Origin of the sequence: Aliinostoc sp. HNIBRCY26, assembly GCF_050235535.1 — a bacterium.
Lineage (GTDB): Bacteria > Cyanobacteriota > Cyanobacteriia > Cyanobacteriales > Nostocaceae > Trichormus.
In genome coordinates, this window is record NZ_CP189852.1 from 4571561 (window position 1) to 4596221 (window position 24661).

16 protein-coding genes are annotated in these 24661 nt (G+C 38.3%); 10 read left to right on the forward strand and 6 right to left on the reverse strand.

Annotated elements, in window-relative coordinates:
* Positions 1-80 precede the first annotated feature (80 nt).
* From ACQFX9_RS19400 to ACQFX9_RS19410, 3 genes are all read left to right on the forward strand, one after another.
* The gene (locus tag ACQFX9_RS19400) at positions 81-2063 is read left to right on the forward strand and encodes a glycosyltransferase (protein WP_427157787.1); all 1983 of its coding nucleotides are present in this window, start codon (positions 81-83) and stop codon (positions 2061-2063) included.
* A 225-nt stretch (positions 2064-2288) separates the two neighbouring features.
* Positions 2289-3002 (forward strand): PIG-L deacetylase family protein, encoded by a 714-nt coding sequence (locus tag ACQFX9_RS19405; RefSeq protein WP_427157788.1) that lies wholly within the window; start codon positions 2289-2291, stop codon positions 3000-3002.
* Between the two features lie 94 nt (positions 3003-3096).
* Positions 3097-3426, forward strand: coding sequence for an STAS domain-containing protein (locus ACQFX9_RS19410; protein WP_427157790.1), 330 nt, complete (start codon positions 3097-3099; stop codon positions 3424-3426).
* Between the two features lie 22 nt (positions 3427-3448).
* On the opposite strand, the gene ACQFX9_RS19415 is transcribed toward ACQFX9_RS19410, so the two are convergent.
* Positions 3449-4639 (reverse strand): PP2C family protein-serine/threonine phosphatase, encoded by a 1191-nt coding sequence (locus ACQFX9_RS19415; protein ID WP_427157792.1) that lies wholly within the window; start codon positions 4637-4639, stop codon positions 3449-3451.
* A 147-nt stretch (positions 4640-4786) separates the two neighbouring features.
* Between ACQFX9_RS19415 and ACQFX9_RS19420 the strand changes: the two genes are divergently transcribed.
* From ACQFX9_RS19420 to ACQFX9_RS19435, 4 genes are all read left to right on the forward strand, one after another.
* Positions 4787-5203 carry an ATP-binding protein gene (locus tag ACQFX9_RS19420; RefSeq protein ID WP_427157794.1) on the forward strand — a complete coding sequence of 139 codons (417 nt, stop codon included), beginning with the start codon at positions 4787-4789 and terminating at the stop codon, positions 5201-5203.
* 54 nt (positions 5204-5257) lie between these two features.
* Positions 5258-9910 (forward strand): GAF domain-containing protein, encoded by a 4653-nt coding sequence (locus ACQFX9_RS19425; protein ID WP_427157795.1) that lies wholly within the window; start codon positions 5258-5260, stop codon positions 9908-9910.
* A 246-nt stretch (positions 9911-10156) separates the two neighbouring features.
* Entirely contained in the window at positions 10157-11992 is a 1836-nt protein-coding gene (locus tag ACQFX9_RS19430; RefSeq protein ID WP_427157797.1) for a ShlB/FhaC/HecB family hemolysin secretion/activation protein, read from the forward strand.
* A gap of 1013 nt (positions 11993-13005) precedes the next feature.
* Positions 13006-15645 (forward strand): EAL domain-containing protein, encoded by a 2640-nt coding sequence (locus ACQFX9_RS19435; protein WP_427157798.1) that lies wholly within the window; start codon positions 13006-13008, stop codon positions 15643-15645.
* A gap of 187 nt (positions 15646-15832) precedes the next feature.
* On the opposite strand, the gene ACQFX9_RS19440 is transcribed toward ACQFX9_RS19435, so the two are convergent.
* Positions 15833-16387, reverse strand: a complete 555-nt coding sequence (locus tag ACQFX9_RS19440; RefSeq protein ID WP_427157800.1) for a hypothetical protein — start codon at positions 16385-16387, stop codon at positions 15833-15835.
* A gap of 155 nt (positions 16388-16542) precedes the next feature.
* Between ACQFX9_RS19440 and ACQFX9_RS19445 the strand changes: the two genes are divergently transcribed.
* Together ACQFX9_RS19445 and ACQFX9_RS19450 are read left to right on the forward strand one after the other, a co-directional pair.
* Positions 16543-17523, forward strand: coding sequence for an endonuclease/exonuclease/phosphatase family protein (locus tag ACQFX9_RS19445; RefSeq protein ID WP_427157802.1), 981 nt, complete (start codon positions 16543-16545; stop codon positions 17521-17523).
* Between the two features lie 154 nt (positions 17524-17677).
* On the forward strand, positions 17678-18058 hold the full coding sequence (locus ACQFX9_RS19450; protein WP_427157803.1) for a hypothetical protein: 381 nt from the start codon (positions 17678-17680) through the stop codon (positions 18056-18058).
* Between the two features lie 17 nt (positions 18059-18075).
* Here ACQFX9_RS19450 and ACQFX9_RS19455 read toward each other — a convergent pair whose 3' ends face one another.
* From ACQFX9_RS19455 to ACQFX9_RS19470, 4 genes are all read right to left on the reverse strand, one after another.
* The gene (locus tag ACQFX9_RS19455; RefSeq protein WP_427157805.1) at positions 18076-19104 is read right to left on the reverse strand and encodes a VOC family protein; all 1029 of its coding nucleotides are present in this window, start codon (positions 19102-19104) and stop codon (positions 18076-18078) included.
* Positions 19105-19133: 29 nt separating this feature from the next.
* Positions 19134-20708 (reverse strand): glycosyltransferase family 39 protein, encoded by a 1575-nt coding sequence (locus tag ACQFX9_RS19460; protein WP_427157807.1) that lies wholly within the window; start codon positions 20706-20708, stop codon positions 19134-19136.
* A gap of 214 nt (positions 20709-20922) precedes the next feature.
* The gene (locus ACQFX9_RS19465; protein ID WP_427162944.1) at positions 20923-23166 is read right to left on the reverse strand and encodes a CHASE2 domain-containing protein; all 2244 of its coding nucleotides are present in this window, start codon (positions 23164-23166) and stop codon (positions 20923-20925) included.
* Positions 23167-23403: 237 nt separating this feature from the next.
* A complete protein-coding gene (locus ACQFX9_RS19470) occupies positions 23404-23673 on the reverse strand; it encodes a hypothetical protein (RefSeq protein ID WP_427157809.1) in 270 nt (89 codons plus the stop codon).
* A 368-nt stretch (positions 23674-24041) separates the two neighbouring features.
* On the opposite strand from ACQFX9_RS19470, the gene ACQFX9_RS19475 reads away from it, so the two are divergent.
* Positions 24042-24203, forward strand: coding sequence for a hypothetical protein (locus ACQFX9_RS19475; RefSeq protein ID WP_427157811.1), 162 nt, complete (start codon positions 24042-24044; stop codon positions 24201-24203).
* Positions 24204-24661 lie beyond the last annotated feature (458 nt).

Genomic DNA, 24661 nt, shown 5'->3' on the forward strand with positions numbered 1-24661 from the left:
CTGAAAAAAACTCCGTACACTTTTGTTCCCTGTTCCCTGTTCCCTGTTGCCCGTTAATAATCAAGTCGGATTCCTATACAATGGCATCTATATCTATTGGTAATTCCCCAAATTTTTCCGGCAATAGCCGTTCCAGATTAAAAAAAAGAACTTTATTATTTCGCTACCTAGCAGAAATCAATTTAATTTTTGGTCTTTGGTATTTGCAATGGCGAATTACTCATTCAATTAATTTTGATGTACTGTGGCTTTCGATTCCATTACTATTAGCAGAAATATATAGCTATTGCGGTGGTTTAATGTTTGTCATTGGGTTGTGGCGACCTTTAGTAAGGCAGATTAAGTCACTCGACCAAATGACTCCACCCTTACCTCAAGTTGACTGGCCTAGTTTAGATGTATTTATTACTTGTTACAATGAGCCACCGGAAATTGTAGAAAAAACGGCTCAGGCGGCTTTAGCAATAGATTACCCGGCAAATAAATTGCGAGTCTATGTACTGGATGATGGTAACTCGGCGGCCATGAGAAGCATGACAGAAAGGTTATGTATTGCAGATTTACAATCACCACTATTACAACAAGAGGCTAATAAAATAGATGCAGAACGTTCTGGTTTAGTAAAACGTCTGCAACAATTAGAAAATCTCACATCTAATACTCAAGCTGCTGAACAGTGGTTACAAGAATCAGAACAAGTTGACAATTGGGAAGATCAGAGTGTCGGCTCGGTTGTGCGAAGTCTGCGAGAGTTGATTCTTTGGCTACCTCCCACTCATCAAAGTATTGCTGAACGTCTCAAAACTGAAAAGCAAGCGTTAGAAGCAGCTATCGCTCAAAAAGAACTAGAATTAGTTGAATTGGCTCGATTTCGTTACATTGCTCGACCAAAACCTGTCGGCGTACCTCACCATGCTAAAGCAGGCAATCTTAATTATGCGATTTTCTCTGGAGAAACCTCTGGAGAATTTATTTTAACTTTAGATGCCGACCATATACCCAAACCACAATTTCTCAAACGAGTTTTGCCATATTTTTACACCTATAATCTTTTCACAGGTAAATATGAGCAGAATCGGATTGCTTTTGTACAAACACCACAAGATTTTTATAACATTCCTACAGGCGACCCCTTTGGACATCGAGCAAGTTTATTTTATGGGCCGCTACAACAAGGCAAAGATGGCATGAATGCCGCTTTTTATACAGGGACAAATGCCATTCTGCGCCGGGAAGCATTGATTAATGTGGGACTACAATATTTTGCTGATGATTTTGCCAAAGATGAAAAACGGTTAGATGAGTTTCAGTTAGTAGGTGGCGTATCCAGCAACAGTATTACAGAAGATATGAACACAGCTATGCGTCTACATGGTGCTGGTTGGAAATCTGTTTATCACAATGAGTTATTAGCAGAAGGTTTAGCACCAGATGACCTCAGTTCTACTCTGAAACAGCGTTTACGTTGGGCGCAAGGAACTATCCAAGTGCTACTCAGAGAAAATCCTTTGATGAAACCAGGGTTAACATTTTGGCAACGTCTGCAATACTTTAAGACGATGTATAGTTATTTTTCTGGTTTTGCGACTTTAATTTTTATTTCTTGCCCAATTATTTATTTTTTCACAGATATTGTTCCGGTTAAAAGTTATGGGGCTGATTTTGCTCTACACTTCTTCCCTGCGTTTATGATTAATCGCTTGACATTTTTAGCCGCTACTTGGGGTATTCCGGCTAGTGAAGTTTGGCGTTCTGAACAATATGCGATCGCTCTATTTCCCCTGTTAATTCAAGCTGTTTGGAGCGTCTTTACAGGACAAAAAATTAATTTTCAAGTTACACCCAAGCAAAGACAAGCAGGTATCTATCTCCAGTTGGTTTGGCCGCAATTACTTGTATTTGTCTTAACTATCTTAGGCATACTTTGGAGCATTTTCCGCTTCGCTACCGGACACCTTAACAATCCTTGGGTTCACGTACTTAATAGTGTGTGGGCTATTTATAACTTGCTGCTTTTATGGGTGATTATACGTGCGTCTTTTTGGCAACCTACAAAAGAATAAAACCAATTCGCAATTCGCAATTCGCAATTCGCAATTAATTCAGCCACCCACAAGGGGTGGGGTTTTTACCGTTCGGCTGACGCTCACGGCGAAGCCTACCTTGGGAAACAAGGATTTTTTCGCCCACCAGGGGCGTTAGCGTAGCGGGACGCAAGTCCGGTTTTGAACCTATCTTTTTCCGATAAAAGCAAGATATTAACTTTTAGATAGAAGCAAAAAATAACTATGAACACTGATTTAAACTTAAACAATGGCAGTCAGCAGACTGTCTTAACTATTTACGCTCATGCTGATGATGAAGTTTTACCTGCTGCTGGCACTTTACGTTTAATGTCTCAAGCAGGATGGCACATTCGTTGTCTGATTTTGACTGAGGGTAATCTTTCTAGTTCATCTATTAAAGGTACACGCCATCAAGAGGCAGAAGACGCTGGTAAAATCATCGGAGCAAGTTATGAATTTTATGCTCTGGAAGAGTGTGTTTTTTCAACACAAACAGTTATTAAAGTCACAGAAGATGCTATTAACCGTTGGCAACCTGATTTAATTATTACTCACGCACCACAACCGGAAAAATATGGACACAGAGATCATGAAGTGTGTGCGATCGCAGTTTCTAATGTAGCTACGCGCAGAAACATTCCTCTGTGGTATTCTGCACCTCCCGTATTTTTACGTGGGTTTGAACCTAACTTTTTCGTAGATATTACTGAAGTCATTGAAGAAAAAATTGCTGCTATTGGTTGTTATGAATCAGAGAGTAACAAAGCTTTTATGCAGCTTGATGCTATCCTTGTTTTATCTAGATTTTGGGCGCGGGAGTTAGGACAAAAAGACGGTTATTTTGAAGCATTTGAAATCGCTAGACAATGGGTTAATGCCAGCTTCTTTCATGCTTTGTCGAGCAAAAAGAAATACTCAACTAATCAAATAAATTGAGTTGTTTTTGATGAAATTGATTGTCTACTTGCCGTTATAGCAGAATAGTGCCAAAATAGTGAAATACAAATATTAAATACTTGGTAAATCCAACATGAGTTTTACATTCAAAGTAATCGAACCTGCGGGAATTTTAGATGGTATTAGAGGTAATCAGTTGCGTCGTGAAATTAGTGAGGTTTTAGAGAATGGCATAGAAATTTTATTGATTGATATGAAACAGGTTAAATTTATAGATAGTTCTGGTTTAGGCTCTTTAGTATCGGCAATGCAACTAGTACGCAATTCTAATGCCAAACTTTTTGTATGCTCTATCAATGACCAAGTGAGAATGTTATTTGAACTTACTAAAATGGATAGAGTTTTTCAAGTTTTTTTAGATCAAGATGATTTTCATCGTCAACTTTTGGCGGTAACAGAATAAAACAGATATTTTAGAAGTTACCTTAACTAAACAGAAATTTTAACAAAGAAAAATCATCTTCCAACTTCTCTTGATGATTTAAATTCATAATGTGTTCTAGAACTTGTTTTAGATAACATTTGTTGACATTGCTATATTCTATTAGTAAGTCGAGAAAATCATCAAAGCTCCAAATTCTGCCATCTGGTTGATTAATTTCATAAACTCCATCACTAAAGATGTATAAGGTACTATTTTCTTCAACCTCAAATACAGCATCTTCAAAGTGAACATCAGGCAAAAAACCTATTGGCAAATCGAAAGAGCTAAGTTTTTTAACCTGATGGGTAGTTTTTGATGTACCGGATATGAGTAAAGCTGGAGGATGTCCAGCATTAGCATAAATCAATTGACGTTTGACACGGTGATAAACTCCATACCAAATTGTGAAGTATTTATCACCGTGGTTATTCATTTGAAAAGCTTGATTGAGAGCTTTAAGAACTTCTTTAGGTTGGTAAAAATTAGTATTGCTTAGGGATTGCGATCGCAAAATATTCAATACAGATACAGATAATAAGGCAGAACCCACGCCATGTCCTGATACATCTAACAAATAAATTGCTAAATGCTCATCATCAAGCCAATAGTAATCGAAACAATCACCCCCTAACTGGGCTGAAGGGACAAACAATGTTTCTGTAGTGACTGCACCTTCAAGTGGAGATGGTAAGAGCGAACGCACATAATCAGCCGCCTCAGCTAATTCTGTTTCTAAAATTTGCTTTTGGGTTTGTAAATCTTGGTTGAGTATTTCCAAGGCTTGTTTTTGGCTTTGTAAATCTTGATTTAATTGATATAGTCTCAGTCCTGCTCTGACTCGCGCCTTTAATTCGCTCATTTCTATTGGTTTAGAAATAAACTCATCGGCTCCAGCATCTAATCCCCTAACTCTATCTTCTTCTTCCCCTGGAGCTGCACCTTTAGCTGTGAGCAAAATAAAAAAAGTAGTAGCTAGTTCTGGATTGGCTTTAATTTGGCGACACACTTCTAAACCATCTAACTGTGACATCATCCAATCACAGATAATTAAAGCGGGACGCAATAATTGAGCTTTAGCAATTCCTTCCTCTCCGTTACTGGCAACAGTAGTTTCATAACCCTGTTTTTGTAGCGTTCTGTTTAAGGCTGCTCTAACAATTGGGTCATCATCAATAATTAAAATTTTTCTCATAAATCAAGAACATTCAACACTACTATAATTAAATATTCCTTTAATTTTAAAGTACATATAATTTGCAGATAAATGTATAGTATATATACGTAAATTAAATTAAATGATTTCAATTATGATGAAAATAAATATTTGAATACATAACCAGTGGAACATAAAATATTCCTAACAATCAATACAGATATTACGGCTTTATCGTCTGTATTGTCTTGGTTTGAGCAACTTAATCAACCACCCGTAATCACACAAGAAATTTGGTGGCAATGTCAAACTTTACTAATAGAAGGCTTTACTAATATTGTGGAACACGCCCATCAAGGTTTATCCGTAGAAACTCTGATTAATATAGAAGCTTATCGCTCTGAAAAATCTATACAAATACGTATACTTTCTCAGGGTAAACCCTTTGATTTAGAACGTCAATTACAAGAATTATCAGAGTTTGAGGAAAATCATCAAGAACGGGGACGTGGGTTAAAAATTATGTCAATTCTGGCTGATAGTTTAGATTATAAACAAATAGCAGAAAATTGTTATTGTTTATCAATAAATAAGTCTTACTAAATTTAATTAATTGCATATTTTAAAGATAATTTCTACTATAAAAATATATTAAAAATGACGGCACCATTACCTGAAAACGAAGCGCAAAGAATTGAAGCACTTTTAGAGTATAAAATTCTTGATACTCCATCGGAAGCGGCATTTGATGACCTCACAAGTTTAGCATCATATATTTGTGGAACACCCGTTGCTTTGGTCAGTTTAGTTGATCGAAATCGGCAATGGTTTAAATCAAAAGTTGGACTAGATGCACTAGAAACACCGAGAGATATTGCCTTTTGCGCCCATGCAATTCTTCAATCTGACGTTTTTACTGTCCCTGATGCTACAGCTGATGAAAGGTTTGCCACAAATCCATTAGTTACTTCTGATCCTCATATTCGCTTTTATGCTGGTGTACCTCTAACCAATCCTGAAGGCTACGCTTTGGGAACGCTTTGCGTTATTGACTATGTACCGAGAAATTTAACTCCGCAACAGGTTGAAGCTTTAAAAATTATCGGTCGCCAAGTCATTAAACAAATGGAGATGCGGCGTAATTTAGCGAATTTAGCACTTGTAAATAATGGACGTAAACAGGTAGAAAAGATACGTAAACATTTTTTTCAAAGAGTTGCTGGTGGCTTTGGTTTAGCATCGATAATTTTAATTCTGATTGGCTTAGTTCATTATCAGAATACAATAGCTTTAATTAATAGTAGTAACCAAGTTATCACAACTCAAGAGACAATCAATACCTTAGAGGAATTACTATCTAAAATCAAAGATGCTGAAACTGGGCAACGGGGTTATATTCTCACTGGCAAAGAAAGTTATCTGCAATCCTATCAGGAAGCACTTACAGAAGTGCAACCAGAAATGGAAAATTTGAGAAATTTAATATCTGATCAATCTCAAAAACAAAACCTCAAATTACTAAGAACCTTAGTATTAGCCAAGCTGAATGAACTCAAGCACAGCATAGAATTACGCCAAAACAAGGGATTTGATGCTGCATTACAATTTATTTTGACCGATCAGGGAAAAAACCTTATGGATGATCTTCGTAAGGTTATCCATGAGATGAAACAAAAAGAAAAAGCAGAACTACAACGTCAATCACAGATTGTCCAAGATAGTGCATATCAGAAAATATTGCAAATAGCGATCGCCATTGGTGCCAGTTTTTTGATTTTGGCGATCATTTACTATTTGATTTCTTGTGAATTTACCCAGCGAAAGACTGTAGAAGATACACTTCATGAAGAGCGAAATTTTATTTCAGCAGTCTTAGATACAGTCAGTGCCTTAGTCATAGTCGTCAATGCACAAGGAAAAATTGTTCGATTTAATCAAGCTTGTGAGCAAATAACTGGTTACTCATTCGATGAAGTTAGGGATAGATATTTCTGGAATTTATTTTTAATTCCTGAAGAAATAGAGCCAATCAAAGCAATTTTTGAGCAGTTAAGAGTCGGTCATCTTACGCCCAACTATGAAAACTACTGGAGAACTAAAGATGGTAGCCTGCGCCTGATTTCTTGGTCGAATACGATTCTTCAAGACAACGAAGGATCAGTAGAATACATTATTGCTACAGGCATTGATATTACGGAACGTAAGCGTGCAGAACAGCATTTAACCGCACAATACGTCATCAATCGCATCCTAGCAGAGTCTCCTACAGTTGCCGAGGCCACTCCCCAAATTCTGCAAGCTATTGGCCAGAGTTTGGTATGGGATGTGAGTGAAATGTGGCTAGTAAATGAGCAGACTAATATACTGACTTTTTCGGAAATGTGGCATCAACCAACTTTGGATATCGAAGAGTTCAAAACACTAACTCAGAAAATCACATTTCCCTCCGAGATGGGACTACCCGGCCGAGTTTGGAGTAGTAGGGAACCTATTTGGCTAGTGGATGTTGTTGATGATGACAGCTTTTTGCGACATGAGATGGCAGCACAAGTTGGACTGCATGGTGCTTTTGGTTTTCCCATTCGTAATGGGCAGAAAGTTTTGGGTGTGATTACTTGCTTTAGTCACAAAATTCAGCAATATGACCCAGATTTAGTGAAAATCATGAACTCCATCGGTCAACAGGTGGGTCAGTTTATTCAACGTAAGCAATCAGAACAAGAATTACAAAGACAATACAGGCGATCGCAATTACTAGCTAATGTAGCACTAAAAATTCGTGAGTCTTTACAAATTGAAGAAATTCTCGAAATTAGCGTTAAAGAGGTGCAACAGGTACTTCAAGCAGACCGGATATTAATTTTACGTTTAGAAATAGATGGTTCTATAATTGCAGTTCAAGAAGCTGTACTACCAAACTTTCCCAAGGTTAAGGGAGAAAAAATTATTGACCCTTGTTTTGCCGAAAGTCATATTCAAAAATATCGCCAAGGACAAATAAGCACTATTGAAAACATTGAGCAGGCTAATATACGAGCTTGTCACGTTGAATTATTACAAAAATTCGCTGTCAAAGCTAATCTTGTTGTTCCTATTATTTATAAACATGAACTCTGGGGACTGCTAGTTGCTCATCAATGTAGTCAACCACGTCAATGGACTAACTGGGAAATAGAACTTTTGCGAGAGTTAGCCAATCAAATAGGCATAGCCTTGGCTCAAGCTCAACTGCTAGAAGCAGAAGTTATGCAGCGCAAAGAACTAGAACTGGCTCGTAGTCAAGCAGAATTAGCATCGCAAGCTAAAAGTGCATTTTTAGCTAATATGAGTCATGAAATTCGCACTCCTATGAATGCTGTCTTAGGGATGACTGGCCTGATGTTAGAAACTCCTCTTAACCAGGAACAGCAAGATTTTATGGAGACAATTCGTATTAGCGGTGATGCGCTTTTAAGTCTAATTAACGAAATTTTAGATTTATCCAAACTTGAATCAGGAGAAATGGTTTTAGAAAATCTTAATTTTGATGTATCTGTCTGTTTAGAAGAAGTATTAAATTTATTAGCTCCTCAAGCTCATAAAAAAGGGTTAGAAATTGCTGCTCTGATTGAATCTAATGTTCCTATTTACCTACAAGGAGATGCGGGTCGTCTGCGACAAATCTTAATGAACTTAGTTGGTAACGCTATTAAATTTACTAGCACAGGAGAGGTAATAATACGCGCACAATTGCGCTCACCTATGGTGCATGAAACTCCATTACAAACAGCTACTAAAGCTAATATTTACTTTACGATTACAGATACTGGTATTGGCATCACCGAAGAAAACCAACGAAAATTGTTTACTCCATTTACTCAAGTTGATGCTTCTAATACTCGTCAGTATGGTGGCACCGGTTTGGGATTAGCTATCTGCAAGCAATTAGTAAACCTCATGGGAGGAGAAATTGGCGTAGAAAGTCAGTTAGGTGAGGGTTCCAAATTTTGGTTTGAGATTCCTTTCACTCAGCAACAAGAGCCTGTTATTAGTATTGATGAATACCCTGTATTGAGCGATCGCTGCTTATTAGTCGTTGATGATAATGCCACCAATCGTAAGATTATTTGCCATCAAGCTATCCGATGGGGAATGCAGGTAGATCAAGCTGAGAGTGCTGATGCTGCCATGAAGGCTATGATAGCAGCTTGTCAACAAAACAAACCTTATGATGTGGTCTTAATTGATATGCAGATGCCCTATGTAGATGGTCTGGATTTGGGGAAACAAATTAAGGCCAACTTAGCTATTGCTGAAACACCTTTAATTATGCTCACTTCTACTAATCAACGAGAAGAAGTAAATCAGGCGTTAAACATCGGTTTTGCTGCTTATTTAGTTAAACCGGTGAAAGCGTCTCGACTCTTTGACATAATTATGAAGGTATTAGGAAATAAAGATGGAGTTTTACGACAAGATTTGAAAGTTATCAACCAGCAGCCAGAAATAAACAACACAGACCAAAAAAACAATCATTGTGCTACAAGTTCCTTGAAAGTGAAAATTTTACTAGCTGAGGATAATTTAGTTAATCAGAAAGTAGCATTAAAACAACTTCAAAGTCTCGGTTACAATGCTGATGTGGCGGCGAATGGCCAAGAAGTTTTACAATTATTAGAAATAATGCCTTATGATTTGATTTTAATGGATTGTCAAATGCCAGTCCTCGACGGTTTAGAAACTACCAGAGAAATTCATCGTCGTCCAGAGAGTGCCTTTGCTAATCATCGTCGTCCTGTAATCATTGCCATGACTGCTAATGCTATGAAAGAAGATAGACAAATGTGTCTAGATGCCGGCATGGATGATTATTTAAGTAAGCCTGTGATTAAAGAAAATTTGGCGTTAGTATTAGAACATTGGAGTCAGGTTTTATTATCAAACAGCAAGCAACAAATATTAGAGCAGACAGATGATAAAACTCCAAAAATTGATACAGATAACATCCCAATTGATTGGCAGCAATTACAGCAAATTTCTGACAATGATCATGACTTTTCTCTGAACCTCCTACAGTTGTTTGTTGAAGATACCGAGTCCCGTTTAGAGTTAATAAAACTAGCGATTACTACTAATGATTTTCATCAATTAGCTCAACAAGCTCACCACATTAAAGGTGCCAGTGCCAATGTAGGTGCTACAACTATGTATGCAGCTGTTGACCAAATAGAACAACTAGCTCAAAAGCAAGAATATAGAGGTATTACTGAGTTAATTCTAGAGATAGAAGAGATTTTTCATCGTATTCAGAGTTTTGTAAGAGCCAATTAGCAGCTTGAGAGAGTAATGAGTGCTGAGTGCTGAGTAATGAGTAATGAGTAATAAGTAATGAGTAATGACTATTGACTAATGAGTAATGACTAATGACTAATGAGTAATGAGTAATGAGTAATGAGTAATGAGTAATGACTAATAACTAATAACTAATGACTAATAACTAATGACTATTGACTAAAGCTTGGTCTTACGGACATTTTGTTGTATCTTTGGCAAAAGACTCTAGTAGCATGATGATCAATGCCCCCAACATTTACAGTATCAGGGTTGACTCTAAGTATCTTGGCATTACTTAGCGGTATGGATTTACCGGTGATGAAGGCGCAAGCTGTTGAAAATGTACCATCAGCTACGATTCTCCAAAATCATCAGGGAAACAATCTACCTTTGGGACTTCCGCAATCTTTTAGTTATCCGGTTGGGGATGAGTTACTTTTGTCACAACAGTTACCACCTCCACAGGATGTTCAACCACCTGTGTCTCCTAATTTACCTCCTACCCAACCCATACAGCCTTTACCATCACCAGATCAACTACTCCAACCTACCCCCAACACGCAACCGCCACAACCCCCACCAGTAAATACTGTTCAAACTATTACAGTAGAAAGGTTTGAGGTGGTTGGTAGCACTGTGTTTAGCCCAGAAGAGTTAGCCAAGGTGACGGCTGAATTTACCAACAGACCTATTACCTTAGCCGAACTATTTCAGGCGCGGACGAAAATCACCGAATTATATGTCAACAACGGTTACATTACCTCTGGTGCTTACATTCCACCCCAAGCCATTAAATCTGGTGTGATTAAAATTCAGGTGGTGGAGGGGAGATTAGAAGATATTCAGGTGACTGGAACCAGACGACTCAATCCTAATTATGTCCGCAGTCGGTTAGCGATCGCCACTCAACCCCCCTTAAATCGAGACAAGTTACTTGAAGCACTGCAAATCCTACAACTCAATCCCTTAATTGCCAATTTGTCGGCGGATTTATCAGCTGGGGCGCGTCCAGGAACGAGTTTATTACAAGTGCAAATCAAGGAAGCCAGAACTTTTAATACTCAAATCGCCCTAGATAATGGTCGTTCCCCCAGTGTGGGTAGTTTTCGCCGTCGCTTACAAGTTAACGAAGCGAATCTATTGGGTTTAGGAGATGGTTTAAGTTTAGCTTATGCCAATACCGATGGTAGTGACACTTTTGATTTCAACTACACTTTACCAATCAATCCCCGCAACGGCACCATCAGTTTCAGTGTGGGGACTTCCGCTAGTAATGTCATTGAAGAACCTTTCAATATTCTCGATATTGAATCGGCTTCTCGTTACTATGAATTGACGTTCCGTCAACCCCTCATACAAACTCCTACCCAAGAATTAGCTGTGGGACTGACAGCCTCACGGCGGGAAAGTGAAGCTACCTATATAGATGGTGCTAGAATACCCTTCCCTTCCTTGGGTGCTGATGATGACGGCAGTACGCGCATATCTGCGTTACGCTTTTTCCAAGAATGGACGACTCGCAATAATCGCCAAGTCATTGCTTTGCGATCGCAGTTTAATCTCGGTATAGGTGCATTTAATGCCACCGTTAATCAAGATGCTCCTGATAGCCGATTTTTCTCTTGGCAGGGACAAGCACAATGGGCCAGGTTACTAGCACCAGACACCTTATTCATAGTACGTGCCAATACACAGTTAGCATCTCGCACCTTGTTACCCTTAGAACAGTTTGGTGTCGGTGGACTTGATAGTGTGCGGGGTTATCGTCAAGATTTTCTGCTGTCTGATAATGGTGCTTTTGCCTCCGCAGAAGTGCAAATACCTATTTTACGTTTTTCTCAATCCCGTGGTGGGTTGCAAATCGTACCTTTTGCTGATTTGGGGGTAGCTTGGAATAATTCCCGCAGCAATCCTGATCCTAATACCTTAGCATCAGTTGGGTTGGGCTTGCGTTGGTTTCAAGGCGATCGCTTCACTGCACGTCTAGATTGGGGTATCCCTCTTGTATCCGTTGACTCCCAAACCAACACTTGGCAAGAAAATGGGTTATATTTTTCTGTACTTTATAGTCCTTTTTAATCTCCAAGACAACTGTACCTACACCTCTACTTACTAACCGCAATGGCAGTATTCTTGACTGCATTAATACTTTATTAACTTCTCAATAAATCTTGCAGTTTTCGCGTTTAAATTAGACAATGACGACTCCATTTCAGTAGCTATTGACCGCTCATGTTTCATGTTCAATAGTTAACAGTCAATATCATAAATACTAAATTTATAGTCTCAACAACTTCACAGCGTTTCTACTGCTGCAAGTAATTGCGATTATTCGCTTCTTCAGTGTTGATTGTACTCGTTGTCAAAGGATAGCTTGGGTTTTGAATAGTATTAATACGGTTGAAGTGAGATTAATTACAAATAAACTTTACATTGCAGCTAAAAATAAGGACAAACTACTTAAGTGATAAATTAGTCTAATTACATTTATCTAAAATAATATTAGTCTGTACACTCATATGTTTTAATCTTTCAAAATCTATCTCCAGTAGTATTTACAATAGGGATATTTTATTTATCGTATAGTTACTATTTAGAGAGCATTTTATCCTAGCAATCATAAGTCGTGAATTATGAAACATTGCCGAAAAATAAAATTCCGTAAAGTTACCATGTATAATTTCAATCTTTTATTTTTATAGTGTATAATCAGGCAAGAATCAAAAAACTGAAAATTATTCAACTGCTAAAGGTAGAGAATTGGTTTGTTCAAGAGTAAGAGATTGACAAAACTAATAATGATAAAACTAGCTAGCCAATGAGTAAATTACTGACACATCATGTCCCATTAGTAAAAACAGCAGTTTCCTCACAGACTGTTGTCACTTCAGGCTGATAGCTTTTCCGATAAGTTGCAGCTAAATACCGATTGAAATCTATATAAGTAATCTATAGAATTCATTTACTTGTTGAACAAAACTCCGTACTGTTCCCTGTTGCCTACTAAAGTCAGTATATTCAGTAGTCAAATAAGATTTATATATAGTTTTGTAATTTTAAAATTTAAAGACATGAGCGTGTGAGGCAGGGTGATGTCTGGTAACGAGAGAGAAAAAATACGTCATCTATTAGTTGTCCAAGACTTGCAAGGGCAACGTACCATTATCCTGCACGAAGCTACATACTCTATAGGAAGGCATAGCAGTAACGCCATTATCCTTTACTCTCGTTCAGTTTCTAGGCAACACGCGATTTTATTGCGCGTCACCGTACCAGGAACTGAACAATATGGTTTCCGAATTATTGATGGTAACTTTAAAGGACAAGGCAGTACCAATGGTTTAATCGTCAATGGGGAAAGATGCGTCTCTCATAATCTTAGACACGGAGACATTATCCACTTTGGCAGTAATCAGGCTCAAGCTAAGTATTATGCGATTTCTAATCTTTCGGAAGAAGCCTTAAATGAATCAGTTAATGCAGACAATTTATCTGATTTCCTCACCGAACAGTCCCAACCCGTCACACCTTTTCATACCCTAGTAGTAGATCCGAACTTTGAAGGGGCGAGTGATGCAGCGTTGGCGCGTTTGGCTTCTTTCCCAGAGATGATTCCCAATCCCATTATTGAAACCGATTTAGAAGGAAATTTAACTTATCTAAATCCGGCGGCGACAGTCAAATTTCCCCGACTCCGGGAGATGGGAAAGGAACACCCCATTCTCGAAGGGATATTAACGGAGGTACAGAACCGCAAAGTTAACTCCTTTGTGCGAGAAGTGCAATTTGGACAGGAAGTATTTGAACAATCAGTACATTTTTTGGCTGAAAGTGATTTAATTAGAACTTACATTATTAGAGATATTACAGAGCAGAAACAAGCGGAACTGGAACTTTACCAACGCGATCGCTTGTTAGAAGCAGTCGCTAGGGCAGCTAATTACTTGCTGGGAGAAATGGATTATGAAACTGGGGTAGACAAAGCCTTAGCTGTCTTAGGTGAAGCGGCAAAAGTAGATCGGGCTTATCTGTTTAAAAACCATTTTCATCCCCTCACTGGCGAAATAGCCGTCAGCCTGCAATGTGAATGGACGCGTTTCCCTCTGCCCACTTCCCGACACCACTGGCAAAATCAACTTTATGAGTTGCCTGCCCTATCGCGTTGGTATACAGTCCTATCTAACGGACAACTAATTAACGGGATTACCAAAAACTTCCCCACTAACGAACAGGAAATACTGCTGCGAGACGGAATTCAATCCTTATTGTTAGTACCCCTGCGCCTAGATGAGCAGTTTTGTGGTTTCTTGGGATTAGCAGATTGTACCCAAGAAAGAATTTGGTCTCAACATGAAGAATCTGCACTGTTAACAATGGCAGCTAGTATTAGCGGTGCATGGCAACGTCAGCAGGTAGAAGAAAAAATCCGCTATCAAGCCCTCCATGACTTATTGACTGGATTACCCAACCGCTTGCTATTTGATGAACTACTAGGGAAAGCCCTCGCCAATGCCACACGCTCTAGCGAAAGTTTAGCCGTAATTTTCTTAGACTTAGACCGCTTTAAAATTATTAATGATACTTTAGGACACACTTTAGGCGATCGCTTGCTGCAAAGTGTTGCCCAAAGATTACAAACCTCCCTCAGAAGCGGCGATACTGTTGCCCGTTGGGGAGGAGATGAATTTACGATTCTGCTGCCGCGAATTCACTTTTTAGAAGAAGTCACCCAGGTAGCCTGGAGAATTTTAAAAGCCTTTGAGAATGTATTTTATTTAGAAGGCCATGAACTTTACGTCAGTGCTAGCTTGGGCATCGCCCTATTAGATGAACACAGCCCCGATGCAGAAACCTTAATTCAGCACGCCGATACCGCCTTATATCATGCCAAAGATGAAGGGCGAAATAACTATCAGTTTTACACCACATCTCTCAGTGCCAAAACTCCCGATATTTTAAATCTGGATAAAAATTTACGCTATGCCCTAGAACGAGGAGAATTCACAGTTTACTATCAACCCCAAATTAATCTCCGCAGCGAACGAATTACCGGTATGGAAGCACTGTTACGCTGGCAACATTCAGAAATGGGCATAGTAGCACCCAGTGTCTTTATTCCCCTAGCAGAAGAAAGCGGATTAATTGTCACGATTGGCGAATGGGTACTGAGAACGGCTTGCCAACAAAATCGCGCTTGGCAAGATGCCGGATTTAATCCTTTAATTATTGCTGTGAACCTATCGCCTAAACAATTTCGCCAACCCAACTTAGTGGAAACAGTCGCCCAAATCCTAGCAGAAACAGGACTAGAACCACAATATCTAGAGTTAGAAATCACTGAATCAACCGCAATTGAGGATATAGAATTTACCAAAAAGGTACTCTACGATTTAGAAGCAATGGGGGTACATCTATCAATTGATGATTTTGGTACTGGTCATTCTTCCCTCTCCAGACTACAACTATTACCACTGCATAACCTCAAAATTGACAGTTCTTTTATTCGTGAGTTAACAACAGATACGAGAGTTGCCCATATTGTCAAAGCTATTGTGACTTTAGGTAGAAGTTTGGGCTTAAAACTCACCGCCGAAGGAGTGGAAAAACAAGAGGAAATAGACTTTTTAAAATCTATTCATTGTGAAGATGTCCAAGGCTTCTATTTTCATCGGCCACTATCTGCGGAGAAAGCAACAGAAGTTCTCCAGCGTAAAAGCGGAATGAGTGCATAATACTAATTTTGGATTTTGGATTTTGGATTTTGGATTGTTTTTTTGTTCAATCCTTGCCTCTAATGGGTGAAACAAGTATTAAATGTAGCGACTGTCTTAAAAGTCGCTACAATTTTTTTGGATTTTGGATTGCAACATTTCAGGCTTGACACGCCACTAGTCCTTTAATCCAAAATTGGTAAGAATTCTACCTATTTTTCTGTCCTCTTCCTACCTCCTGTTTTACCGACGGTAAAATTTCAAATTCAAAATTACCCACAAGACGGTTATCAACATATACGTGAATTGTATGTTTACCTGGGGGATCTCCAGGTGCGATCGTCCAAAAATTTTCAATCACTCCGTTTTTGGCTAACTGGGTGCGATGGGAAATCGCCTCAGTACCATCAGGTGATAATTTAAAGTTTTCACCGTTATCTGTAGCCCAAGTTTCTGGCGGTTTGGGTAATCGGATAACTTCTCGCCATGTGACTTCACCCTGAACATTTTGCAGTTGAATTCGCCAGCCATATCTACTACCTTCCTCTAGCACCACTTTTGTAGTAGGAGTGAAGAGAAATTTGCCTTGAGAGTCAATTTTGGCAACGCCAAATTCCGCTTTACTAACTTCAATCTGTGGGATTTTGTTTAACTGAGACTGAGAGGGTGTTTTGGTGTTGTTGGCGAAAACTGAGGGATGATCAACTATCCCAGATATCAGCAAAGAAGAAGTAAATACAAATGTTGCAGCCCAAATTCTCATGAGCAAAATTTTTTTTGGTGAGTTACTGGTACTTATTCAACTACTTTTTGTCCCCTTCCGGTAGGGCGTTTATTGATTTTGATCATTCTTTGCCCATCCGAAAATCAAGGGCGTGTGCTTGATGTTAATAGATAATACTTACGTGTTTGAATTATATGAGTCAACCCATAGCCTTAATTGTGGCGATCGCTACTTTAGTTATTTTAGGATTACTGTCATTATTTCCTTACATTGCTTGGTCTTGGCCGCTAGAGTTAATTAGCAATTTTCGCTACCAATATTTTATTTTATCATTGTTAGCCAGTATCATTTTATTTATTTTATGGCGAATTAGATATCTGAAGCACAAAATATTATTTCTGACTGCTATATTATTACTTGGCATTAATTTGGTTGAAGTGTTGCCTTGGTATTTACCCCATAATCAACACATCATCAATCATACAGATAAACCATTACGGATTTTATCTTTTAATTTAAATATTCAAAATCAAGCCCAAGATAAAATTGTCGATTTAGTTACAGATAGCCAAGCTGACATAGCCTTATTGTTAGAGATTGATCAACAAGCTTTTACCATAATTCAGCCCCAGTTAAAACCCAGCTTTCCCTATAGTTTTAGAAGTCCAGGCGGTGGGTTAGCTCTTTTGAGTAAGTTTCCAATTCAAGATGCTAGGACTGATAACTTCAATAAAAAAGCTAAACATAATTTAGTAGCCAACTTAGTAATAGATAACCAAGCAATTACATTTATTGGTACTCATCCATTAGTTCCAGTCAAACCAGCAAATTTTCATAGTCGCAATCTCCAGTTAGCCGCTATTGCTGAATATATTCAAAATATAAATCAGCCGTTGATTTTAGCAGGAGATTTTAATTTAACACCTTGGTCGCCTTATTACCGGAGGTTTGTTAATAAAACTAAGTTACATAACACTCGCTTAGGTTTTGGTATTTTACCTAGCTGGCCAAGACCTGCAACTCATGTTAATTTCCCTCATTGGTTAATTCCAGTAATCAATATTCCAATTGACCACTGCTTTGTAAGTAAACACTTTCAAGTGGTAAGAACATATACAGGAAGTAATGCCAATTCTGATCATGCAGCTTTAATTACAGAATTAGTTTTACCTTAGAAGATGCTGAGATATTTGCTTGGTAATTTTCAGGAAAATAATATTCAGTTGCGTTAAGTTAATAAAGGAGACTGTCACAAATATTTCTGTTATAACTATACTGAATCAAAGTTGGGAATTCGGGTTTTGTAATTTTTGGTAGCTGAGGTTATTTATGAAATACTTTTATATCAGCTTAGTCTGTCTTGTGAGTGCGATCGCAGTTAGCTCCAGTGCCTATGCTAACGAAGAAAATCCCCAAGAAATTGTGACTGAACGTCATGAAGCCGCGACTTTGTTAACAGAACCAGTCAGCATCAATAGTCAGTGGCATCATGGCAATAATCTGCAAAATACTGCCACTTCCATTTCAGTCGCCCAAGACCCACAATGTCAATCCTTAAACCCCTTAGAATTTCTCGAAAATCCTGATGCTATTGTGAAAAAATGCCAAGAGTTACGCAACAATCAAATTCCACAACGAACTGAACCTGTTGACTATCTCAAGGTTCCTCGTTTAGATTCTGGATTAAAACTAACTGTGACTAAATTTTAATTGAGAATTTGGATTTATCATCCCTCCACTAAATTCCAGAAATAACCATCCGGTGCGACAAAGGAAAAACTTTTCTCCCTAAACTCATTTTCCACAATACTAGTAAATTTTGGCACAGGACTAGCTTTGATGCGATCGCAATAGGTTTCAATTCCGCGCACTCGATAAGTATACAGTGACATCCCCAAACTACCAGGCTGTGCAGCTTCAAAACGTGATTCTAAATTCATTGCATTGGGAAATCGAATCACATATAACCTGCCACTCCGCGCCGCCATTAAGTCAGATTTAGAGGAACGAGGATCATCAAAGGCGGTGACAATAAACTTTTCCCCTGGCTGTAAATCAAAAAGATCCCTCCCAGCTAAAGAAGATTCATAGCTAGTTTCCACATCATCACGCACCCGCAATAACCCCAAAACATCTTCGTAAAATTTCAGGCTTTCCTTGCTGTCATCTTGAATAATCATCCCCATGTGGGTAAACTGGCTAGTCTGAAAAGCACAAGCGGGTTGAATTGTGCCGTAATTAGGTACGTTGTAACCAAACCTTTGAAACAATACCTGTCTTGTCAATGGTTGCAATAACAACATTTCTCGCACCCCAACCGCAGGATCAATAAAAGGACGGCTTTTTCTCTCTTTCTGGTAAATTACTTCCCAGTATGGAGGAGTGTAGCGGATAGCCCGACCTGCGGCTTTAGCTTCCTCGGCATGATTTAAAATAGTTAATACATCAGCCGTTAAGCTAGTAGCCCAACGATTCCCCTTAATTTTCATTGAGGCTAACCCCAAGCCTGGATTTGTGGGATTTTGCCACACCATCAAGCGAATCAAACCATGATCTGCATTCTGATGGTACAGGCGAATTGAGCGTAAAGCCGAATTTACACCATATAATTGATACGCTGCACCAGGGGATAGTTCACCCATTTGCCCAATACGATAGCCAAACTGTTCCCAGTATTGAATGGCAAAAATCGCATCGGGAACGCCAATACAGACTTCATAGATTCCTTCAATCGCAGTTGTTTGCCCCTGAATCATGCCAAAATTTGAGTTGTAACTCACATATTTTAGAATATTTCCCAGAGATTTTTTTTCCGTCCTTTATAGACTAGCTTCATTGGCAGTTTTTGTTGTTTTTGAAGATGCTCTGCTTTAATTGAGCCAGACTCTATCAAAAAAATATGGCTGAAACCGTCAGGGATTTCTGTAATTTTTGAACCATCGATAAATTTGTATTTAGTATCTGCCTTGAGTCGATAACTCAGCGATATAGCTGCGGATTTATTAGCTTCCATGATTAACAAAGAATTATGATTTCTATTTACTGTTTCAGCTATCAGAAGATGATCATGAGAGATAGTTCTTTTGTTCCACCAAGTATCCATCTGAGAACTAATACCACAAGATACTATTCCACCTATAAGTAAACTAAGTAATCCCAATCTCCATATATTAGCCTGTAATGATTTGCCATTCTCTGACTGAATTTTGCTGGCAAATAAGTAAGCTACTGATAATTGAATTCCTAGATAACAAGGAAAGAAATATCTTGCCATAATGGAACGATATCCACCAATCATCAAATCTGGAAATGTCAAGGGTATTGCATTGAAAATCATCAGGATATAAAGTAGTAACCAAATTTTTGGTGAAGTTTTACGGCTAATAAAATAAAAAGAGTAGACAACTAACAGCAAGAGCAGAGGAATGAGATAAGTAGCAAATTTAATATTAAAGGGTGACTTAGGGAAATAGGTAAAATAAAACCAAAAATCCATAAAGCTATAACTGATATTTCTTACCCATTCAGAAGTTAGCCCTGATATTGGTATATCTTCTAATGCCCAATCAGAAGTTTTTCGCAAACTATTTAAGTTAATAAATATCGTTACAATCCAAGGTAAAAATAACACAAATGAAGTAAAGGCTGAAACTAGATAAGCAATAAATATTTTACTGAACCTAAAATTTTCTCTAATATACAGATATATACCATGACTAATCACCACTAAAATATTTAGCAGATAAGAATAAAAACCTAGCACTGATGTTGCTGTATAAATTACCCAACTGACTTGAGTTTTTACTCTTAATGCTCTTAAAAATGATGCAGTTGATAGCAAAACTGTAATCATCCACAAACTATAAGGTCTTGCTTCTTGAGCATACAAAACCTGCACAGGAGAAACAGCCATAATAGCAATAGCAATCCACCCTACTAATGCCGAGTCAAATAATTCTAAACATAACCAATAAGTTAAGGGAAATATGAATATTCCAATGAATGCAGATAAACTACGGGTGACAGCTATACTGTTTCCGAATAAATGTACCCAAAATCTAGCTGCTGCAAAATATATGGGTGGAAACTGTGGTTCCTCCTGTGCCAAACCTTTGACGGTATCGTTTAAGCCTTTTTCAGAGTTGATCAGTTGATATTTTTGTATATCCTGTTGCGTGTAAATCTTATCTTGGCTTATTTCCTGTTCTAATTCGACTGAGGTATAACCAGATATTCTTAATGAGGTAAATGTCTCATCTCCCCAATAAACTTTTTTATCTAAATTAGTAAATCTGAAAATTATGCCAATTATTAATATAGAAGTTAATAAAAATTTTAATATTTCCGATGGTTTTGTCATTGGATGTTTTTATATTATGGTTTGGTTGATAATAAAGCAAAAAAAGCAAGATAATACACAGCTTAAGATAACTTATTGAAGTACCTACTGTTGTTTGAAACTGCACTGAATATTGAGTTTTTCTTAACGCCAAAGTATGCCAAGATGAGCGCAGAGGTACACCAAGATTTGTCTGAGATAATTTGCTATGTCCAAAAAATAATTAGGCTCATTTTTAGTGAGAATAGGCTGAGGTGGAGATTAAATTAGCAATGTGATTTAAATCTTGGAGAACAGCATGGGCTGATTGATAGCGATCGCCAAAATGATAACACACCATTTTATCTAAAATTGCTGCTAACTCTGCGCTTACTTGTGCGGACTCTCTCCACATCACATTACCTGTGTGGGGTTCTAATTGCAGTTCCTGGGGAGATATCCCTGTTAAAGCTTGAATCCCCATCATTCCCACAGCATAGATATCACTAGCTAAACGGGGATGTCCAGCGAATTGTTCTGGTGGTGCATATCCCTTAGTCCCGATGGCGACTGTCGCTAATTCTGTTTCCTCACTGCTTGGTGGCTGCATTAATTTCACCGCACCAAAATCAATTAACACCAATCTATTATCCTTGGCGGATCTAATAATATTAGCTGGTTTGATATCTCGATGAATTACCCGATGCTCATGTACAAAAGCCAAAACTTCTAAAACTTCTTTGAGCATTGCGATCACAAATGCTTCACTTTTGATATTCTCTGTGGGTGGTAATTCTTCATGTAAAGTATGCCCAGGAATATATTCTTCAATTAAATAGAATTCCTCATCTGTTTCAAAGTAAGCAAACAATGTGGGAATTTGTTGATGTTTACCCAACACTTCTAAAATTTCCGCTTCCGTATTAAATAAGCGACGCGCCACTTGTAAAAATTTAGTGTCTCGACGGGCGGGCATTAATTTTTTCACAACACAACTAGGGTTTCCTGGTCTTTGAGTGTCTTGGGCTAAATAAGTGCGCCCAAATCCACCCGCCGCAATTACAGAAGTAATTTGATAGCGACCACCTAATAAGAAATCACCAGTATTTTTTTCCGCATTACTAACAGCCGCATCACTATGAGAATGGAGGTCATAAAGTGCCGTGGTTGCTGTAGTTGCTTGGGTTTCTTGTAATAAAATATTTAATTGTGCAATAGCTTCTTGTTGTTTTTCTACTTGCAGCATCATTACCTTAGTTTGCTGCTGTGTTTTGTAGGTGGTGTAAGCCATGACACTCACACTACTCATAATTAAAGCTAAAGCTGGAGGAATTAAGGGAAGCCATCCAGCTTGGAGAAATAACCCCGCACATATCCCCACTAAACCCGCTAAGGTCGTACCACCTACAACTAATAACAATAAAGGATGTCGCAGCCGCCATCCCAAAATACTACCAACACCTGACCAAGTAGCAATCCAAATTAATTCTACCCAATCAGGCCCATACCAAATTAATGGTCTTTTATCTAAGACTGTGCTGAGGAGTTGACTAGCTATTTGTGCATGGATAAAAACAGCAGGTGTTCTCGCAGGTTGCTGTGAAGCCGCACTGTAGGGCGTATATAATCCAGGGTGAACACTGCTAGCTGTTGTTCCAATAATTACTAGTTTATCCTTGACCCAATTGGGGTTAACTTGATTTTTCAGGACTTGCGTTAAGGTGACAGTCCGCGCTAAGTGGTTGGGGTGACGATAATTGAGTAGAATTTGATACCCACGAGCATTAATATCTTGGTAACTACCAGCATTGGCTGAGAGAATGGGAAAGATGGTTTTGCCGAGGTGAAAGTTGTGTTTGGCAAAATCGGCATGAATATCTGCTTGTTCGAGATAGTTAATTGCAACTAAAGCCGCAAAGGAATAGGGTGTGGCACATTTTTGGTCTGTTGGTTCAGCAAATACTAACGCCCGACGAATAATTTGATCTGCTTCACTGTCGGGAACTAAATCACTGTAACCAATATTTTCTGGTGGAAAGTTGGGAGGGGGTGGAATTTCTGACCGCCCCATACTGCTTAATACACAAGTGCTAATAATATTAGAGGGATTTTCTAGCCCTTGAGCTAAATTTTGTTGTTGTGGTCGGTAAATATTTAGACCAATGACACGGGGTTGATAGGTTTCTAGTTTAGCTAAAAGTTGGTTAATAGTGGTATCTGGAAGCGGCCATTTTGTTTGGGCTAAGTCTTCCTCGGTAATTGTTACTACTAAAATGCGCGGATCTGGTGATTCTACAGGACGCGATCGCAACATCTGATCATAGGCTTTTAACTCCCAAGATTGCAACCATTTCAACTCCCGACTACCCCAAACTACAGCCGTTACCCCCAAACTTGTCACTAAAATTACCCGCCACCAGTGCTGATGCCAACTGGTGTCTCGGTAACTTCTATCCTTAATCAAGACACTTTGGAGTCTGTTAAAAATGCGACTAATCACAGCGTTGGGAAAGTAGCCTGAATTGGGAATGGGGCATAGGGCATAGGACATTGGGTATGAATTTCTTGCCTATGCTAGCTGTATTTAATTTAGCAATTTATAGGACAGTCCCGATGAAACTTATTTGGGGGACTGGAGACTGGAAGGTAGACAAGGTAGAGTTTATTTCTCAACCCACCACTGACTACTCATTACTCATTACTCATTACTCATTACTCATTACTCATTACTCAGCACTCAACACTCAGCACTCTCCCCTTGTTGAGAATCCTTCACCTGATTGACTACCGTAGGAGGAAGTTCACTGGTAGGTGTAAATGAGTCTATCTGAGACTGTTCACCACCATCACTAAAATAAGTACCAATCATCTTGTCGTAGTTGGAAGCAACCGCCAGGAAAGCCCCACCCAATATATAGATAGGTAAGGGGAAAGAAAATCCCTTTAACCAGTCAAACAATTCTGCTAGGGCGAACAACACCAAAAAGCAAGCTAACCAAACCCTCATATTTTTATCCCCTCTGTCTTCGTCACTTCATTTCTAGGGTAAACAGCTTGCATAATACCTGATGTATAGTCTAACTACAATTTAGACATTGAGTATTAGTCAACGATTTAACTAAAGTTATTCTCGTCGAGCCTGTTATCTCAAAAACGCTCAACTAACTCTAGTAATCCCCAAACCTTAACCCTTCTCACAGTTGTTTGCTAAATTATTCACCGTACTGAAGCGACAAACAACCGGGTAAGTCATTAATTTCAAGTAAATATTCGCAATTATGACTATGATGATGTATATTTGTTTAATGTAATAGCTTTTCCTTCTGGAAAGCAAACCACCGATGTAATTCATCGGTATTGGTCGCTGGTCATCTTATGAAACACGACCGTGCAATTTTTATATCATCAGGCGCATCTGACGTATTCGACACACCATTTGCTATTTTAATCATCAAGGACAAGATATCATTCTTGTCCTTTATTTTTGATGGTAGTTTTTGTCATCAACAGGAGATTTTTGGTAAATTTACTCACTGAAGCTGGTTGAGGTTTTGGTGTTAGATATTCCATAATACACTAACTTGACCGATTTGGTGTATTATTGATTTATGCCTACCTCTTAAACTGTAGTTATTCTAGAATTAATCATCTGAATTAACTATTCAAGATTCAAGGCATATTGAGCCAGTAAAAACTACATAAACTATAGGAATCATATGTGATTTCTGAAATATACGTAGGGACAGCGTAACGCAACTGCACCAAAGCTTTTGTGCGTTAAGGCTTACGCCTAACACAGCCTACATATAATAAAATATGTGCTTTCGTAATACACATAGTTGGGTTAGTAATTTTCTGTTTTTTGCTGTTTATATAATTAAATAATTTATTGCAAGTCAAGAGGATTGCTATATTAATGCTATAAAGACAATAGTAAAGCAGTTATACAAATAATGACTTTCTTTTTTTGTATTCTGTTTAGCAAAATTAATGCT

Coding starts and splice junctions, on each gene's coding strand:
- ACQFX9_RS19400 (WP_427157787.1), top strand. CDS start 81: ATGGCATCTATATCTATTGGTAATTCCCCAAATTTTTCCGGCAATAGC.
- ACQFX9_RS19405 (WP_427157788.1), top strand. CDS start 2,289: ATGAACACTGATTTAAACTTAAACAATGGCAGTCAGCAGACTGTCTTA.
- ACQFX9_RS19410 (WP_427157790.1), top strand. CDS start 3,097: ATGAGTTTTACATTCAAAGTAATCGAACCTGCGGGAATTTTAGATGGT.
- ACQFX9_RS19415 (WP_427157792.1), bottom strand. CDS start 4,639: ATGAGAAAAATTTTAATTATTGATGATGACCCAATTGTTAGAGCAGCC.
- ACQFX9_RS19425 (WP_427157795.1), top strand. CDS start 5,258: ATGACGGCACCATTACCTGAAAACGAAGCGCAAAGAATTGAAGCACTT.
- ACQFX9_RS19430 (WP_427157797.1), top strand. CDS start 10,157: ATGCCCCCAACATTTACAGTATCAGGGTTGACTCTAAGTATCTTGGCA.
- ACQFX9_RS19435 (WP_427157798.1), top strand. CDS start 13,006: ATGTCTGGTAACGAGAGAGAAAAAATACGTCATCTATTAGTTGTCCAA.
- ACQFX9_RS19440 (WP_427157800.1), bottom strand. CDS start 16,387: ATGAGAATTTGGGCTGCAACATTTGTATTTACTTCTTCTTTGCTGATA.
- ACQFX9_RS19445 (WP_427157802.1), top strand. CDS start 16,543: ATGAGTCAACCCATAGCCTTAATTGTGGCGATCGCTACTTTAGTTATT.
- ACQFX9_RS19450 (WP_427157803.1), top strand. CDS start 17,678: ATGAAATACTTTTATATCAGCTTAGTCTGTCTTGTGAGTGCGATCGCA.
- ACQFX9_RS19455 (WP_427157805.1), bottom strand. CDS start 19,104: ATGATTCAGGGGCAAACAACTGCGATTGAAGGAATCTATGAAGTCTGT.
- ACQFX9_RS19460 (WP_427157807.1), bottom strand. CDS start 20,708: ATGACAAAACCATCGGAAATATTAAAATTTTTATTAACTTCTATATTA.
- ACQFX9_RS19470 (WP_427157809.1), bottom strand. CDS start 23,673: ATGAGGGTTTGGTTAGCTTGCTTTTTGGTGTTGTTCGCCCTAGCAGAA.
- ACQFX9_RS19475 (WP_427157811.1), top strand. CDS start 24,042: ATGAAACACGACCGTGCAATTTTTATATCATCAGGCGCATCTGACGTA.